This window comes from Actinospineispora spinosispora DSM 44797, from assembly GCF_000429025.1.
In the GTDB taxonomy this organism is placed as follows: domain Bacteria; phylum Actinomycetota; class Actinomycetes; order Mycobacteriales; family Pseudonocardiaceae; genus Pseudonocardia; species Pseudonocardia spinosispora.
This window is the reverse complement of the sequence record NZ_AUBB01000039.1, coordinates 12,625-29,117: the sequence shown is the minus strand read 5'-3', so window position 1 is coordinate 29,117 and position 16,493 is coordinate 12,625. Positions and strand designations below refer to the sequence as shown.

The 16,493-nt window shown below is 68.9% G+C and carries 12 protein-coding genes; 2 read left to right on the top strand and 10 right to left on the bottom strand.

Features of this window, described 5'->3' with window-relative positions:
- Window positions 1–34: 34 nt before the first annotated feature.
- Together purU and G406_RS0118450 are read right to left on the bottom strand one after the other, a co-directional pair.
- On the bottom strand, window positions 35–937 hold the full coding sequence (gene purU / locus G406_RS0118455; protein ID WP_051342309.1) for a formyltetrahydrofolate deformylase: 903 nt from the start codon (window positions 935–937) through the stop codon (window positions 35–37).
- Window positions 938–941: 4 nt separating this feature from the next.
- Window positions 942–2,276, bottom strand: coding sequence for an NAD(P)/FAD-dependent oxidoreductase (locus G406_RS0118450; protein WP_028934973.1), 1,335 nt, complete (start codon window positions 2,274–2,276; stop codon window positions 942–944).
- Between the two features lie 104 nt (window positions 2,277–2,380).
- Here G406_RS0118450 and G406_RS0118445 point away from each other — a divergent pair, with 104 nt between their 5' ends.
- Both G406_RS0118445 and G406_RS0118440 read left to right on the top strand, forming a co-directional pair.
- Complete coding sequence (locus tag G406_RS0118445; RefSeq protein WP_028934972.1) at window positions 2,381–3,133, top strand: IclR family transcriptional regulator; 753 nt, start codon at window positions 2,381–2,383, stop codon at window positions 3,131–3,133.
- Between the two features lie 136 nt (window positions 3,134–3,269).
- Window positions 3,270–4,421: an EstA family serine hydrolase gene (locus G406_RS0118440; RefSeq protein ID WP_028934971.1), complete on the top strand. Its 1,152-nt coding sequence runs from the start codon at window positions 3,270–3,272 to the stop codon at window positions 4,419–4,421.
- Between the two features lie 42 nt (window positions 4,422–4,463).
- Here G406_RS0118440 and G406_RS0118435 read toward each other — a convergent pair whose 3' ends face one another.
- The 8 genes from G406_RS0118435 to G406_RS0118400 form a co-directional block, all read right to left on the bottom strand.
- Window positions 4,464–5,804, bottom strand: a complete 1,341-nt coding sequence (locus G406_RS0118435) for a flavin-containing monooxygenase (RefSeq protein WP_028934970.1) — start codon at window positions 5,802–5,804, stop codon at window positions 4,464–4,466.
- Window positions 5,805–5,834: 30 nt separating this feature from the next.
- Window positions 5,835–8,177: a trimethylamine N-oxide demethylase gene (locus G406_RS0118430; protein WP_084216164.1), complete on the bottom strand. Its 2,343-nt coding sequence runs from the start codon at window positions 8,175–8,177 to the stop codon at window positions 5,835–5,837.
- The gene (locus tag G406_RS0118425; RefSeq protein WP_211241194.1) at window positions 8,174–9,577 is read right to left on the bottom strand and encodes an acyl-CoA dehydrogenase family protein; all 1,404 of its coding nucleotides are present in this window, start codon (window positions 9,575–9,577) and stop codon (window positions 8,174–8,176) included. Before G406_RS0118425 ends, G406_RS0118430 begins: the two co-directional genes overlap by 4 nt.
- A gap of 127 nt (window positions 9,578–9,704) precedes the next feature.
- Entirely contained in the window at window positions 9,705–10,004 is a 300-nt protein-coding gene (locus G406_RS0118420) for a hypothetical protein (protein WP_028934967.1), read from the bottom strand.
- Complete coding sequence (locus G406_RS0118415; RefSeq protein WP_211241193.1) at window positions 10,004–11,071, bottom strand: DMT family transporter; 1,068 nt, start codon at window positions 11,069–11,071, stop codon at window positions 10,004–10,006. Before G406_RS0118415 ends, G406_RS0118420 begins: the two co-directional genes overlap by 1 nt.
- Before the next feature lie 170 nt (window positions 11,072–11,241).
- Window positions 11,242–14,814: a 2Fe-2S iron-sulfur cluster-binding protein gene (locus tag G406_RS47870; RefSeq protein ID WP_051342308.1), complete on the bottom strand. Its 3,573-nt coding sequence runs from the start codon at window positions 14,812–14,814 to the stop codon at window positions 11,242–11,244.
- The gene (locus tag G406_RS0118405) at window positions 14,811–15,062 is read right to left on the bottom strand and encodes a sarcosine oxidase subunit delta (protein WP_028934965.1); all 252 of its coding nucleotides are present in this window, start codon (window positions 15,060–15,062) and stop codon (window positions 14,811–14,813) included. Before G406_RS0118405 ends, G406_RS47870 begins: the two co-directional genes overlap by 4 nt.
- A 30-nt stretch (window positions 15,063–15,092) precedes the next feature.
- The gene (locus G406_RS0118400) at window positions 15,093–16,370 is read right to left on the bottom strand and encodes an FAD-dependent oxidoreductase (protein WP_051342307.1); all 1,278 of its coding nucleotides are present in this window, start codon (window positions 16,368–16,370) and stop codon (window positions 15,093–15,095) included.
- Between the last annotated feature and the right edge of the window lie 123 nt (window positions 16,371–16,493).

The following is a 16,493-nucleotide window of genomic DNA, read 5'->3' as shown; positions in this document are numbered from 1 at the left end:
AGGGCGCGGCGTGGACGGAGGGTGCGTGGTGTCGTCAGAAGACGACCGTGGTGCGACCGTTCACCAGGACGCGGTCCTCGCAGTGCCAGCCCACCGCGCGTGCCAGGACCGTGCGTTCGATGTCCGCGCCGCGTTGGACCAGCTCCGACACGCTCTGCCGGTGCGAGACCCGTGCCACGTCCTGCTCGATGATCGGGCCCTCGTCGAGGTCCTCGGTCGCGTAGTGCGCGGTCGCGCCGATCAGCTTCACGCCACGACGTTTGGCCTGGTCGTACGGCCCGGCCCCGGCGAAGGCCGGCAGGAACGAATGATGGATGTTGATCACCGGAACGCCGACCCGATCGAGGAAGTCGCCGGACAGGATCTGCATGTAGCGGGCCATGACGACCAGGTCGACCCGGCCCGCCAGGAGCTCCAGCTGGCGCGCCTCCGCCTCGGACTTCGTCGCCCGGGTGACCGGGATGTGTTCGTACGGCACCCCGAACGCCTCGACCTCGGCCGCGAGGTCCGGATGGTTCGACACGACCTGCACGACGTCCATCGGCACCTCGCCCCGCCGCCACCGCCACAGCAGGTCGAGCAGACAGTGGTCATAGCGGGACACGAACAGTGCGACCCTGGTCAGCACCGACGCATCCCGCATGCGGAAGGACATGGCGAAACGTTGCGCGACCTCGGTGGCGAACTCCCGTTCCAGCCGGTCCAGCTCGCCGGCCAGCCCGGGCAGGTGGAACAGCAGCCGCAGGAAGAACTGTCCACCGGTCGGATCGGTCGAATCCTGGTCGGACTGCACGATGTTCGCGCCTCTGGCGTGCAGGAAACCGGTGATCGCCGAGACGATGCCGGGACCGTCGGCGCAGGACACCACCAGCCGTCCCAGGTCCGGGGTCTGGTGAGGTCGGGTGACGGGCCGTCGGGCGGTGAGTGTCTGCTCCATGCGCTCAGCTCCAGGGGAACGGTGAGTGACTGACCGGGTGAAGGCGACCGCTGGCGTACCGGTCGAAACGGAACGGCTCCAGCAGGGACTGCCGTTCGTCGAGCAGCTCCTTCGCCACGAGCTCGCCGATGCCGATCATCTTGTAGCCGTGGTTCGAGTCGGCGATGACGTAGGCGTTCTGCCGGAACCGGTCGAACACGGGGAAGCTGTCCGGGGTGAAAGCCCCGATCCCGCCGGATGGCTCCCGGCGGTACTGCATTCCGCAGCCTTCGAACCTGCGGTGGCAGTGTGCCAGCGCGGAGGTCCACATGCGGACGAAGTCCTCGCCGACGACGAACTCCGGGCTCTGCGTGCCGTACGGGTCGACCTCGACGTCCGCCGCCGCCTTTGCCACCCGTATCGGGGACGCGCCGCCCTGCACCCCGCCGAACGAGAAGTCCGGCTTGTAGTAGATGCCCCACATCTGGTCGGTGACCAGGCTGCCGTCGGTGTCGTCGAGCAGCGGCTCGTCCGAGTCGACGTGGACGACCGGCGGCAGGGTCCCACTGTTGAGCGTGAACTCCTTCGGGTCGACCTCGAGGGTGCCTTCCTGCAGCGCCCAGTACTCCCACATCGGAGCCTCGGTGTGGACCGTCCCGTCCGGGCCGGCCACCGTGACACGGTCCGGCAGTCCGAGCATTGACCAGATGTCGCGGACCCACGGGCCGACCGCGACCACCAGCTGCTCGCACCGGATGTCGCCCGAGTCGGTCCGCACCGAGGTGACCGCTCCGCCCTCGACGGTCACGCCGGTGACCCGCACGCCTGACCGGATCCGGACGCCCTCGGCCTCCGCCTTGGCGGCAAGGCCCTTGAGCGACGCCACGTTGTTGGCGTAGCCGCCACGTTTCTCGTGCAGGACCGCCGTGATGCCCTCGGCCTTCCAGTCCGAGAACAGGTCGAGCAGATACCGGTTGCAGTCCTTGTCGCCGGTGACCAGCTCGGACTCGTAGCCGATCGCGCGCTGCTCCTTGTAAATCTGCTCCACATCGGCGCGCATCGCCTCGGGCGCCACCTGCAGGTAGCCGACGGAGTGGTAGGCGAACGCCTCAGGATCGCTCTCCCAGACGTCGACCGAATGCGCCATCAGCTCACGCATCGCGGGCTGGAAATAGTTGTTGCGAATCACGCCGCACGCCACTCCGGACGCTCCGGCACCGATTCCCGACTTGTCGATCACCAGAATGTCGCTGCCCTCGCCCTTTCCGGTCGCGCGCAGCCGTCTGGCGAGCTGCCACGCGGTGGAAAGGCCATGGATACCGGCGCCGACTATCAGATATCGAACTTGGCTGGAATTCATGATCGATCGCCTCTCGAGTGATGTCACAGAGGCGATTCCGTAGTACTGTTCCGCGGGTATCTCCACTGTGGCAATTCCATATCCACTCTCTGAAGGAGCTTACTATGGCGCGCACCGGTCGGCCAGCGACTCGTCAGGTCGAATCCGTTCAGCGCGCAATCGATGTGCTCGATGCGCTGGCCGCGTCCGGCGGCGAACTGGGCACCAACGAGATCGCCCGGCGCACCGGAATCAACGTCAGCAGCATTTCCCGGCTGCTCTCGACACTGACCTCGTCCGGTCTGGTCCAGCATCTGCCGTCGAGTGGCCGCTACCGGCTGGGCGTGCACATCCTGCAGCTGGCGGCCGCCGCGCGTGCCAGCCTGGACATCCGTTCGGTCTCGCGGCCCTACCTCGAGGAGCTGACCGGCACGACCGGCGAGACGAGCACGCTGTCGCTTCCCGGAGAGCACGACCTCATGACGATCGACTTCGCCCAGAGCCCCCGGTCGGTACGCAGCGTCGCCGAGATCGGCCGCAACAGCAGCGCGCACGCGACCGCGGCCGGCAAGGTGTTCCTGGCCTGGGGCGGCCGCCTCCCGGACGGCGACCTGGTCGTCTACACCGACCGCACGATCGTCGACCGGGACTCGCTGGGGGTCGAGATCGGCAGGACGAAGGAGCGTGGCTGGGCCCAGGCGCTGGGAGAGCGCGAGGACGACCTCAACGCGATCGCGGTCCCGGTACTGGATCCACTGGGCAAGCTGCGCGCGGTGCTCGGCGTCCAGGGCCCCGCGGTCCGGTTCAGTCCGCGCGCGATGCGGGCGGCCCTGGAGCCCCTGACGGACAGGGCAACCCTCATCGCATCCACGTTCTGACCAGGTAAGGACCCGTGAGTGGCGAGTGGTCCCATAGGACCACTCGCCACTCACGGGTCCTTACGTCGTGGAATACCGGGTCGCAAGATCCAGTTTGTGCTCGTGGTCGCACCGCACGCGTAGCCGAGGAGCATCGATGGGTCAGCAGCACACCGCACAGGGCTCGGTCGCCCCGGGGTTCGAGAACGTCCGCGACGAGCTGGAAGCCGTCGCCTCGTTGGAGGGCGGCGACTACGCCGCGCAGCTGGTCGCCTATCACCACGGCCGTGAGGTGGTCGACCTCTGGATCGGCCCTGAGATCACCGGCGACTCGCTGACCGGAGTGTTCTCCTCCACCAAGGGCGCCGCGCACCTGACGCTGGCGCTCCTGGTCCAGGACGGTGCCGTGGACCTGGACCGGACGGTGAGCCACTACTGGCCGGAGTTCGGCGCACACGGCAAGCAGGACGTCACGGTCCGGGAGCTGCTCGCCCACCGGGCCGGTGTGGTGGGCGCCGACACCGGATTCACCCCCGAGGAGCTCGCCGACGACGCGGTGATCGCCGAGCGCATCGGGGGGCAACGTCCGTACTGGCGGCCCGGTACCGCGTTCGGCTATCACGCGCTGGTGATCGGCGCGCTGACCGGCGAGGTCGCCCGCCGGGTCACCGGCACGACGATGCGGGAGCTGTTCGAGACCCGCGTGCGCGCACCGTTCCAGCTCGACTTCTTCATGGGGTTGCCGGAAGAGCACGAGCACCGATTCCTCACCACCCTCCCGATGCGGCCGACACCGGCACAGCAGGCGGAGCTGGACGCGGCCGCCACCGGGCCGGACAGCCTGACGGGCATCGGGTTCAACCGCAACCACCCGAAGGCGGCGGAGCTGCAGGAGCTGCCGAACATCCCGGTGATCCGCGCGAAGGGGCCGGCCTCGGTCGGTGGCGTCGCCTCGGCACGAGGGCTCGCCAGGATGTACGCGGCGGCGATCTCCGGTCTGGACGGCGCACCGCCACTGCTGACCCCGGACACCGCGGCTGCGGTCGGACAGATCCACTCGGCAGGCCACGACCTCGTGACGCGCTCGCACAAGGTGTTCGCGCTCGGGTTCACCGCCTCCGCCGAGGACTATCCGGTCCTCGGCCAGGGCGCGTTCGGTCACTCGGGCGCGGCCGGCTCCGAAGCCTTCGCCGACCCGCGCAGCGGGCTGGCCTACGGGTACAACCGCCGCCGGTTCGCCTTCCCGGGCGGCGCCGCCCCGGAGAACGGGCGCCTGGTCCGCGCCGTCCACGAGGCCGCGACCTCGTGAGTGGTACGGGCGCCTGGAGGCGCCCGTACCACTCACGAGCCGTCACTCGGTGCGGAGGAAGGTGGCGAGCGAGTCGTCGGGTTCGTTCCACCACGGGGTGTGGTGCAGCGGCGCCGACGAGCCGGTGCACGGCGAGGTGAAGGAGCGGTCCCGGTAGCCGGTGATGCTCTCCTCCTTGTGGTGCTCCCAGGTCTTGAAGTGGTCGCGGGTCAGGTCGAGGTCGAACGCCGGGTAGTCGACCTCCTTCAACAGGTCGGCGACGTAGTCGGCCTGGTAGTCGATCTCCTCCATCGGACCGTTGCACGCCTCCAGCCGGGCCTGCCAGCCGTCGATGTCGCCGCGCATCTCCTCCCGGGACGGCACCGACACCCGCCCGAGGATGAAGTCCCTCGCGTACCAGGCCTGCGCGTCGAACATGTTGAACGTGTAGTACTGGTCCTGCATCGCCAGGTACATGAGCTTCGGGTTCGGCACCCAGAAGACACCCTTGTACAGGTTCGGCGTGCACAGGACGTTCGCCGTCCGCAGTCGAAGATCGTCGGCGATGAACGGGAAGTTGTGCCTGTACCCCGTGCACAGGATGATCGAGTCGACCTCACGCGTGCTGCCGTCGGTGAAGTGCGCGACCCGGCCCTCCATACGCACGAGGCCGGGTACCTCGCTGATCCCGTCGGGCCAGCCGAAGCCCATCGGCGTCGACCGATAACTGATCGTCACCGATTTGGCCCCGTATTTCGCCGACTGCAGCGCGATGTCCTCCGCGGAATAGCTGCTGCCCATCACCAGAAGGTCCTTGCCGGCGAACTCGCTGGCGTCCCGGAAATCGTGCGAATGCAGGACCCGGCCGGGGAACGTGTCGAACCCGGGATAGTCCGGGACGTTCGGGATGGAGAAGTGCCCGGTGGCCACGATGACGTAGTCGAATTCCTCGGTGTGCAGTTCCGCGCCGTCCCTGCTGTCCAGGGTCACGGTGAACGAGTCGGTCGATTCGTCGAACGACACCCACCGCACCGCGGTGTTGAACCGGATGTGCCGGCGCATGTCGGAACGTTTCGCGCGCCCGGTGATGTAGTCGTAGAGCACCGCCCGGGGAGGGAATGACGGAATGGGTTTCCCGAAGTGCTCGTCGAACGGGTAGTCGGCGAACTCGAGGCATTCCTTCGGCCCGTTGGACCACAGGTACCGGTACATGCTGCCGTGCACCGGGTCGCCCTGCTCGTCGAGGCCGGTGCGCCAGGTGTAGTTCCACAGCCCGCCCCAGTCGCTCTGCTTCTCGAAGCAGACCACCTCGGGGATGTCGGTACCGCTCGCTCGGGCGGCGGCGAAGGCCTGCAGCTGGGCCAACCCGCTGGGACCGGCGCCGATGATGGCAACGCGTGACATGGTGATCCTCCGGTAGTAGGGCTGCTCGCACTAGGAACGGGGCTTCGTCTTGTCCGGGTCGTAGAACGGGAACCGCACGACCCGCGCGGGGATTCGTTTCTGGTGGCCGTCCAACTTGCCGACCTCCACCTCGGTACCGAGTTCGGCGTACTGCACGGCGATGCGACACAGCGCGATGTTCGTGCGCAGCACCGGTGACCGGGTCGCGCTCGTGACGACGCCGATCTGGGACCGTCCGACGTGGACGCAGTCACCGTGCGCGGCGGGCTCGTTGCCGGCCAGCTCCAGACCGACCAGCGTCCGCTGAGGGCTGGCCTTGCGGGACAGCAGCGCCTCGCGCCCGACGAAGTCGTCCTCCTTCGTCTTCAACGGGACGGTGAACCCGATGCCCGCCTCGAACGGGTCGGTCTGGTCGTCGAAGTCGTATCCGGCGAACACCAGGCCGGCCTCGATCCGCAGCATGTCCAGCGCGTCCAGACCCAGCGGGCGCAGGCTGTGCGGCTCGCCCGCCTCGGTGACCGCGTCCCACAGCGCGGGCGCGTCCGAGGGGTGCACCCAGATTTCGTAGCCGAGCTCGCCGGAGTACCCGGTGCGGGACACCAGCAGCGGTATGCCGTTGTGGTCACCCAGCCGCCCGATGGCGAACCGGAACCAGGTCAGGTCCGCGAACGGGGGCTGGGTCGGCGGAGTCCAGATGATCGTCGACAGCAGCTCCCGGCTGGCCGGGCCCTGCACCGCGATGTTGTGCAGCTGGTCCGTCGAGTGCTTGATCCAGACCCGGTCCAGCCCCAGGCGCTGAGCCTGTTCACGCAGCCACACCCCGTCGTACTCGTCGCCCCCGACGAACCGGAAGTTGGTGTCGCCGAGTCGGAAGACCGTGCAGTCGTCGATCATGCCGCCGGTCTCGTTGCACATCGCCGAGTAGACGACCTGGCCGTGCGACAGCTTGCGGATGTTGCGGGTGAGCGTCGCCTGCAGCAGTGCCTCGGCGTCCGGGCCGAGGACCTCGAACTTGCGCAGTGGCGACAGGTCCATGACCGCGGCGCGCTCGCGGCACGCCCAGTACTCCTCGTGCGGCCCGTGGTTGTCGAAGCTGCTCGGCAGCCAGAAGCCCCGGTACTCGGTGAGTTGCCTGGTCAACGCCGTGATGCGAGGCGCGAAGCCGGTGTCCCTGGTGAGCTCCACATCCGAGTCCGGTGTCACCCGATGCGCGATGGCCATGGAGAACGTCCTCCTCGCGGTGTCGTCAGCGGCGTAGACCCGCACGTGGATGTCGGTGGGCACCCAGGCGTTCGCGGGGTCGATGTCGTCGGGGCAGGCCGAGGAGGCGCACACCAGGTCGGTGGCGGCACGCATCAGGACGTAGTCGCCGGGCCGGGACCACGGCTCGTCGAAGACCAGCAGGTTGTTCGCATCGAATGCGGTGTTGTAGAAGAGGTTGAGCGCCGGCCAACCCGCCCGGGCCGCGATCCCGTACCCGGAGAGCTGGTTGTTGAAGTTCTCCGTGCAGTTGACGTGCCCGGGGTAGCCCATGTCCTCGTAATACTTGGCGGTGCACGCCAGTCCGAACGTGTCGTGCCGCCCCACGGTGTCCCGGACGATCTCCACCAGCGGCTGGGCGTCGGCGTCGTAGAACTTCCCGTGCAGCCCGGGCTGGGGATAGGCGTTGCCCATGATGTAGCGGGTCGTCGTCGAGTCGAGTCCGCGTTCGACACCGTCGTCGAGACGGTGTGCGCCGAACGCGAGGAAGTCCGAGCACTGGCGGCCCTCGACGTCGATCACCTGGATGTACTGGCCCGCCTTCACCGGGTAGCTGGTCGCGGTGGCCGCGTCGATCCGCAGGTCCAGCAACGGCTCGGCGAGCGGCGGCGGCAGTACGGGTTCGATGGCCGGTCGCGGTGTCGCCCTACGCAGCTCCAGGAGCAGCTCGGTCGGGGGGTTGGCGGCTTCGTCGTCGACGCTCATGCGCCGCGACGGCGCCGCCACCAGGGCTACCGCATCACCGTGGGACGTGATCGTCTCGGTCGACCCCGCCGGTGACCACTCCCCGAACAACGAGGCCGCATGTGCCTCGGAGGGGTCGACGCCGTGCGCGGCGAGCATCGCCAGCAGCGCCCGGGTCGCCGGGTCCGAGTCGGCGCGCAGCGAGCGCAGCACCGTCGCCGGGCCGTCCTGTCGCACCTCGTGACCGGCACCGAGCAGGGTCAGCTCCGCGCGCTGCCGGCCCTGCCGGTCGATCACGGTCAACCGATCGCCGCCGGACAGCGGCACCGCGGTCACCCCACCCGGCCGCACCCAGTAGCGCTCCAGACCCGGCTCCCGGTCCAGCAGACCGGGAACGAGCAGCCGTGGCTCTCCGGCGAGCATGGTCATGACGACATCCCCTCCTGCGCCTGTGCCTCTGCCAGCAGTTTCTCCGCGAGCGCGCGCTTGGCGGCCGCGTCCATCTTGCGGGTCTCGTTGGTCACCACCCGTTCGTTCACCGTCTGGTTCCAGTAGTCGACCGAGTCCATCCCGAGCAGGACCGACCTACCGACGAACTGCCGCAGCACCTCGTTCGACGGGCCCATGACCCACCCGGCCTTGCCGTCCCGCAGGTACCGCTCCAACCCGAGGTCACGCCGGTAGCCGGTCCCGCCGCAGGCGTGCAGCATCCGGTCGACGACGCCGGTGACGTTCTTCGCGGCGGTGAACTTCAGCTGCCAGCACCAGTGCAGGTACTCGGCCCGCGCGGTGTCACCGGGGCTGAGCACGCGCCGGTTCCCCTCCGTCGCGCCGTCCAACGCGCCGGCCAGCGAATACGCGGCGAGCCGAGCCGCGTTGGTGTCGATGACCGCCTCGCCGACGTAGTCCTGGATGGTCGGGTAGTCGCAGACCCGGAGCCCGGTGTCCTCGTGCACCTTCCGCGTCGTGTGCCGCTTGGCGATGTCGATCGCGCCCATCGCGATGCCGTTCCAGACCGAGGACGAACCGAGCAGGAACCACGGGTCGACGACCTCGTCGTTGGACTCGGCGCCGTCGCCGACCGGCCCGACCAGCTGGTCGGCGGGCACCAGGGTCTGGATGATCTCGACACCGCCGGACTGGTTCCCACGCATACCGAGCGCGTCCCACAGCGAGGGCTGCGCACGCACGACGTCGGAGTCGACCACGAACACCGACAGGTCGTGGTAGCCGGTGAAGTCGGGGCTGGTCGTCTGGATCACGTAGAAGTCGGCGAACCCGCCGGACGTCGTCCAGGACGACTGCTTCCGCACCCGGTAGTCACCGTTGACCCGCTCCGCGCCCGAGGAGATCGGGTACCAGAAATGGCCGCCGGTCCTCGGGTCGGAGTAGGACAGAGTCCCGATGGTCCCGGAGTTCAGCGGCCGGATGTAGCGCTCGACCAGCTCTGGCGTCGGCCGCAGCATGATCGCCTGCACCGCCGTGATGTGCATCGTGTAGCACATCGCGGTCGACGCACAGCCGTAGCGCGCGATGGTCTCGCAGGCCAGGGCGAACGCGGTGTGGTCGCCGCCCATGCCGCCGTACTCCTCGGGCACGGTCAGCGCCAGGAACCCGTGCTCGCCGAGCAGCTCCAGGTTGCGCCGGGGAAACTTCAGCTCGTCGTCGGACCGCTCGGCGTTGGCCCGCATCTCCTGTTCGCACAGCTCGATGAGGGTGTCGCGCCACCGTCGGTGTCGGTCGGTGAGCAGCCAGTCCGGGTTCCACTCGGCGCCGACGCCCCAGAACGGGCCGTCGCCCCACCGTGTGGCCCCCACAGTCTCACTCACCGGCACTGCCTCGGCCGTGCTCACAGTTTCTTGACGAATGTTCGCGCGTGATAGAGGGCCAGCAATGGCAGACCGACGAAGAGAATGACCATCAACCACGGTCCGAATCCGTATGCGAAGAACGTACTCACGTATTCACCCCCAGTAGTCCGGACTGGCGCATGCGCTCCCGACCGAAATCGTTGAGCTGGAACTTGAACAGCACTCTCTCCTCACCGCCGGACAGCTGCGGGTCGACGGTCGTCTCGATCTCGTCGAGCAGCCCGCCGGAGTAGAGGTCGGTCAGGGTGAGCCGCACGGTGCCCAGCCAGTAGCCGCCGGACAGCCCGTACTCGGCGTGCACCGCGTCGAAGATCTGGTGGTCCCACAGCGCGCCACGCTCGGCGAGCAGGTGGAGTACGTAGCCCTTCATGTGCAACCGGGACATCACGCCTCCCCCTTCGAGGCGTGCGTCCTCGCGGCCGGCACGGCACGGATGACCTCGAGCACGTCGCGCTTCTCGGTGAACAACATGAAGCTGCCGATCACCGCGATCACCGCGCCGATCACGAACTGGATGCCCGGCGGCTTGAGGTTGAACACGTACAGCCAGACCAGCGCCAGTGGGCCGTAGAGCGCCGCGATCGCCTGGCCCCGGCCCACCCCGATCAGCGGGAACGACTTGTACCAGGACACGTAGCAGAAGCCGAACGTCAGACCGAGCAGCACGAGCAGCAGCAGGTTGTTCGGGTTCGCCAGCGCGGCCCCGACGGTGTGCCACAGCTCGTTGCCCGCGAGCGCGGAGGTCACCGGTACCGCGACCACGATCCACAGCAGGACCTCCGCGGTGAACCGCAGGGTGATCCCGATATCCGGATCGCTGACGTCGAGCGCCCTACCGGCGATCGCGCCCTCGATGCCCCAGCCGAAGATCGCCAGCGCACCCCCGACGTACCCGAGTACGCCACCGGTGCCGGCGCCGGTGAGCTCGCCGATGATGCCCGGAGCGAAGATCACCACACCGCCGATGACGATGACCGCGATGCCCATGGCGGCTCGTTTGGTGATGTTCTCCTGGTACCAGACGCGCGCGGCGACCGCACCGACGATCGGGTAGAGCAGCGCGGCGACCGCGGAGAACTGCGGGCCGACGTACGCGATGGCCAGGATCGACCCGAAGATCGCCAGCATGCCGGCCAATCCCGCTGGCGCGTACCAGCGGGAGATGCGGACCTGACGCATCGTCCGGACGTAGTCCCCGGTCTTGCCGAGCACGCCGATCCAGATGAACAGGGCGATGAGCACCGCGATCGCGTTCAGCGTGGTGATCACCATCGCCGCGAGGAGGTAGTTCTTCTCCATCGAGACGAACGGTTCCTCGGCATAGATCACGGTGCCCGGCACGTACCAGGCGCCCCACAGCACGGCGCACCACAGTGCCCAGATGAAGCCCCACCGCACCTGCCGGTTGCGGTAGTCGAGCCTGAGTTGATCGATCTTCGCGGAGTCCAGCACGGCTGCTCCTGGAGGTTGGTGTGATCTAAATCATGCCGCCAAGAAGATCCGCTTGTAAACCCCCCGTGGAGAGGGAATATCCAAATGTTGCACGCTTTTAACCGATCCGAGGGCGCTATCCGAGTGCCCTCACGGCGTTTATCGCCGTGAGGGCAATTCGAAACGCGGTATCAATTCCCGGTGATCGGGAACCCGCCGACTCCGATCCCGAATTCGGCGCCGGCATCACGCAGCGCGTCCCGGAGATAGGCACCGGAAGATCGCTCGCAGTGCAGCAGATAGCTCGGCGTCCCGTCCTGGTCGTCGCGCACCAGGTCGGTCACCAGCTTCGCCACCGAGGACCGTAACGCCGCGCCGTCCGGGGTCATGTCGTCGGACAGGTCGATCGCGCACACCTTGGCCAGCAACCGGGACGCGTCGGCCCCGGTCAGCCGCAGCAGCGCCCGGCCGTGCGTCAGGTCGACGATCGACACCAGCTCCTCACGCCCCGCGACGACGTCGGTGATCTGCTCCGCGAGCGCACTCTGCGTCCCCACGCCGCCGAGTACCAGCCACTCCCCCGGGCCCGACCCGATCACCAGGTCGCCGAGCCCCCCGCGTGCGCACCTGCCGAACCGCACATCGAGCGCCTTGGCCGCCGCACCGTCCGGTGTGGCCTTGACCGAGATCTTCGTCAACGGGCTCAGGTCGGTCAGCATCAACCGCGCGGTGTTCCCTCCGGCGTCGACCAGCCAGCCGGAACGCACCTCCGCCTCTCCGCCCGGCTCGATCGGGCTGTGCGCGACCGGATCGTCCACGAGTCTCGGCGGGCCGACCGGCCCCTCCGACGCGATGTTCTGCCGTTCGCCATCCGGGTCCACCGCGGCGAGATGGTCGGCGACCGCCGCGCGGACCGACCGTCCGTCCGGGAGCCGCACCGTCACCTCGGTACCGGGTTCGGCGAGGGCGGCGTCCAGCTGCGCGAGACACACCCCGCGACGCAGTGTCGGCGACATCCGGCTGGAGGTGATCCTGCCGACGATCCGAGGCCGGGCCTGCCCCTCCACCTCGACGATGATCTGACTCGCCTCCGGCGGGACGAGCGACGGGTCCAGCGGGTTCAGCCCGACGAGCCGTGGCCCACCGCCCTGAGCCCGGTCCCAGACCAGCTCCGGCTTACCGACGAAGTCGGGCTTGTCCAGCTTCACTGCCCAGTCCAGTCCGGCCCCGGATGCCTTGGTCAGCCCGTCGGTGTCCTGGCCGACGATCAGGTGGCCCTTCTCCAGGCGCAGGATCCGTTGGGCCTCGACGCCGAACGGCCGGACCCCGAAGTCGGCACCGTGCTCCAGCAACGCGTCCCACACGTGCAGCCCGTACCCGGCAGGCACGTGCAGCTCGTAGGACAGCTCACCGGTGAACCCGATCCGCCACAGCACGCAGTCCGGCACTCCCGCGATCCGCCCGGTACGCACCTGCATGTAGCCGAACGACTCGAGATCGAGGTCGACACCCTCGACGAGCCGGCCCAGCAGCTCACGCGAGCGGGGCCCGGCGACGTTGATGCTCGCGTAAGCGGTGGTCACCGGAGTGACGTGCACCCGCCATTCGGGATGCTCGGTCTGTAGCCAGTTCTCCACCCATTCCCAGATCGCGCCGGCGCCCGACGACGTCGTCGACATCAGGTAGTGGTCCTCACCGAGCCGCCCGGTGACGCCGTCGTCCAGCACGACGCCGTCCTCGGCGCACATGACGCCGTAACGCACCCGGCCGACGCCGAGCTTCGACCATTTGTTGATGTACAGCTGGTTCAGCAGCGCCGGCACATCGGGCCCGCGCAGGTCGAGCTTGCCGATCGGAGTCACGTCGATGATGCCGACCTTCTCCCGAACCGCGCGCACCTCCTCGACGGGGTCACCGTAGTGATCGGGTCGGATCCACTGGCCGGCGATCAGCGGCGCGGCCCCGAGCCGGTCGTGCGCCGGCTGCATCGGTGAGTAGCGGACGGGTTCGAAGATGCGCCCGGCGAGCGCGCCGAGCGTGACCGGGACATGCATCGGACGCCACGTCGTCGTGCCGGTCTCCGCGATCGTCGAGCCGGTCGCCTCGGCCAGGATTGCCACCGTGTTGACCGTCTCCAGCTTGCCCTGCGCCGGGCCCATCGTCGCGGTCGTGTACCGCTTGAGCAGCTCGACCGAGTCGTATCCCTCGCGTGCGGCGGCCATGATGTCCTTGGACGACACATCCTCGGAGAAGTCGACGATGCCGTGCGTCCGCCCCCGGAACAGCTCGGGGTGATCCGCCACCGGGAGAGCGGTGATTCGTTGCGCGGCCGCCGCGTCGGGCAGACGACCCGTCGAGTCGGCCCTGGTCGGCAGCATCGTCAGGCGCCGCCCGCGACGGTTCAGCGCCTGACCGGCGGCCGCCGCGCCCACGCTGCGCCCGTGTGCGACCAGTGCGGCCCGGTCCCCGTCTCCCGCGAGTCCTCCGGTGACCAGCACATCCGAGCTGTGCGCGCCACCGGGCACGAACCGGGCGGCCTTCGGTGAGTACACCGGTCGGTCACCGGACTGGTTCAGCAGTGCGGTCGGCGCGGTCCAGCCGGTCGCGGTGACGAGCAGGTCCGCGGCGATCTTGCGGCCGTCGGCCAGCTCGACGGCACGCACCCCGCTACGCCCGTGCACCCTGACGACGTCCTGACCGCGCCGGGCGTCGACGACCTCGGCCACGTCCACGCCGATACGGCGCAGATCGTGCGCCGCCGCGTCGCCCTCGGCGTTCGCGGTGAAGACCACCGCCCGTTCTCCCGGTCGCACTCCGTACAGGTTGACCAACCGCCGCACGGCGGTGGACAGCATCACCCCGGGAACGTCGTTACCGGCGAACACGTAGGGCCGCTCGATCAGGCCGGGCGCCACGACGAGCGCGCCCACCCGCGCCTTGACCAACCGCTCCGGGATGCCGGGCAGCCCACGCTGGACGACCGCGACCCAGTTGCCGTCGTACCGGGCCAACACCGCGGCGTCGCTCATCACCTCGAGGCGGCCCGCGCGCACCTGCTCGTCGACCTCGTCACGCAGCTCCCCGAGCGCGGTCAGGTCGGCGGGCCCACCCCAGCGAAGGTGCCCGCCGAGCTGATGACTCTCGTCGACGAGCAGTACCTGGGCACCGGCACGCGCCGCCGCCACCGCGGCGGCCATCCCTGCCGGACCACCCCCGGCGACCAGGACATCAGGATGCACATACCGCTTGTCGTAGTAGTCGTGCGGCGTGTCCGGCGAGATTCGGCCCGCGTGGGTGAAGCGCTGCAGCACCTTCTCGTAGGTCGGCCACAGTCGTTCCGGCTTGATGAACGTCTTGTAGTAGAAGCCCGCCGTCAGGAACCGCCCGGCGAGCTGGTTGACCGCCTTCGCATCGAACCGCAGTGACGGCCACGTGTTCTGAGAGCTGACGCGCATCCCCTCGGCGAGCAGCCGATGGGCCGCGCGGACGTTGGGCTCGTCGTCGACCTGCAGGATCGTGCCGGGGTCGTGGTAGTCGGCGGTGAGCAGCCCCCGGGGGCGGTGGTACTTGAAGCTACGGGAGAACACCCGGACCCCGCCGGCGGCGAGCGCGGAGACGATCGTGTCACCGCCGAACCCGGTGTAGGGCCGGCCGTTCCAGGTGAAGCCGATGCTCTGCCGGCGGTCCAGTACCTCTCCCGGCTGGACCGCCAGCCGGTGTCCGGCGGTCAGCGGCGGCGGGGTGCGGACGGACTGGTCGGTCATCGCATGGCTCCCGGTGCGCGGGTCTCGTTGCTGACGGTGTGACGGCTCACCCGGAAGTACCGGCGGCATCCGGACCCGTGGAACCAGGTCTCCTCGGTCCAACCGGCGGGGTTCGCACGCAGGTACAGGTAGGCCCGCCACTCCTCGGGAGCGGGTTGCTCCGCGTCGGGCCTCGGCACCACCTCACCGACGTGCCGGAACTCCGAGACGTTGCGCGGCCCGCACCACGGGCACGGCAGCTCGATCATGAGGTCTCCTTCTCGAACGGCACGAGTGCCCTAATGGCCGACGGCGGCCGCGCCCTTTTCCCCGACGAGCGCACCGCGCTCGAACCGGTCCAGCCCGAACGCCCGGATCAGCTCCGCCGGGCGCCCCTCGGCGATGGTCTCGGCCATCGTCTCGCCGGACACCGGACCGGCCTTGAACCCGTAGGTGCCCCATCCCACGTCGAGCAGGAAACCCTCGACCGGGGTGTGTCCCATGATCGGCGAGTAGTCCGGCGTCATGTCGCACAAACCGGCCCACTGTCGCAGCAGGCGCATCTTCGACAGCGCCGGCATCAGTTCGAGCACGTGCCCGGCCAGGCCTTCGACGAAGTCGAGCGAGCCACGCATGGAGTACGAGGTGAACGGGTCGACGCTGGCGCCGAACACCAGCTCGCCCCGGTCGGTCTGGCTCACGTAGACGTGCAGCGTGCCGGACACCACGACGGCGTCCAGGAAGGGCTTGACCGGTTCGGTGACCGCCGCCTGGAGCGGCGATGTGCGGACCGGCGTGCGCACGCCTGCCATGTCGGAGATCAGCGTCGACCAGCCCGCCGTGCAGTTCACGACGGTGCCGGTGCTGATGGTCCCCCGGCTGGTGCGTACCCCGGTGACCCGGCCGCCGCTGACGTCGATTCCGGTGACCTCGGTCTTCTGGTGCAGCTGGACACCGAGGCTGTCGGCTCCGCGCGCGTAGCCCCACACGACGGCGTCGTGCCGGATGATCCCGCCCGGCGGGTGGTAGAGCGCGCCGAGGATCGGGTACCGGGTGGTCGCGGACGTGTCCAGGTACGGCACGAGGCCCTTGACCTCGTCCGGCCCGATGACGCTGGAGTCGACGCCCTGCAGCTTGTTGACCTCGGCACGCCAGGCCATGGTGCGCAGCGAGCTGTCGTTGTGTGCCAGCGTGAGGTGGCCCCGCCGGGAGAACATCACGTTGTAGTTCAGCTCGGCCGCGAGGTGCTGGTAGAGCTCGAGTGACCGGTCGTAGAAGCGGACACCCTCGGGCGTCAGGTAGTTGGACCGCAGGATCGCGGTGTTGCGTCCGGACCCGCCACCGCCGAGGTAGCCCTTGTCCAGCACCGCGACGTTGCGGATGCCGTGGTTGGCCGCCAGGTAGTACGCGGTGGCCAAGCCGTGGATGCCCCCGCCGATGATCACGACGTCGTAGCTGGAGCGCAGGTCGTGGCTGCGCCAGGCGCGCGGCCAGTCGGAGCCGCGCAGCCCCTTCCGGAGCAGTCCGAGCGCCGAGTACTTTCCCGAGCGTCGTGGTGGGCGTGTGGCCGCTGACATGGAGCGCCTCCCGAGCGAGCGCCTCGTCTGCGCGGCCGCGCGCCGCGTGGTGGCTCTCGACGAGTCAGGAGGCTACGAGATTCAGTGAACGCTGTCTACTGTCAGGAAACACTGCCCAGCATC

Bases quoted from the DNA above. Each gene is read 5' to 3' on its own strand.
- G406_RS47870 (WP_051342308.1), bottom strand. From the start codon at position 14,814: ATGACCGACCAGTCCGTCCGCACCCCGCCGCCGCTGACCGCCGGACAC.
- G406_RS0118440 (WP_028934971.1), top strand. From the start codon at position 3,270: ATGGGTCAGCAGCACACCGCACAGGGCTCGGTCGCCCCGGGGTTCGAG.
- G406_RS0118445 (WP_028934972.1), top strand. From the start codon at position 2,381: ATGGCGCGCACCGGTCGGCCAGCGACTCGTCAGGTCGAATCCGTTCAG.
- G406_RS0118420 (WP_028934967.1), bottom strand. From the start codon at position 10,004: ATGTCCCGGTTGCACATGAAGGGCTACGTACTCCACCTGCTCGCCGAG.
- G406_RS0118435 (WP_028934970.1), bottom strand. From the start codon at position 5,804: ATGTCACGCGTTGCCATCATCGGCGCCGGTCCCAGCGGGTTGGCCCAG.
- G406_RS0118405 (WP_028934965.1), bottom strand. From the start codon at position 15,062: ATGATCGAGCTGCCGTGCCCGTGGTGCGGGCCGCGCAACGTCTCGGAG.
- G406_RS0118430 (WP_084216164.1), bottom strand. From the start codon at position 8,177: ATGACCATGCTCGCCGGAGAGCCACGGCTGCTCGTTCCCGGTCTGCTG.
- purU (WP_051342309.1), bottom strand. From the start codon at position 937: ATGGAGCAGACACTCACCGCCCGACGGCCCGTCACCCGACCTCACCAG.
- G406_RS0118400 (WP_051342307.1), bottom strand. From the start codon at position 16,370: ATGTCAGCGGCCACACGCCCACCACGACGCTCGGGAAAGTACTCGGCG.
- G406_RS0118450 (WP_028934973.1), bottom strand. From the start codon at position 2,276: ATGAATTCCAGCCAAGTTCGATATCTGATAGTCGGCGCCGGTATCCAT.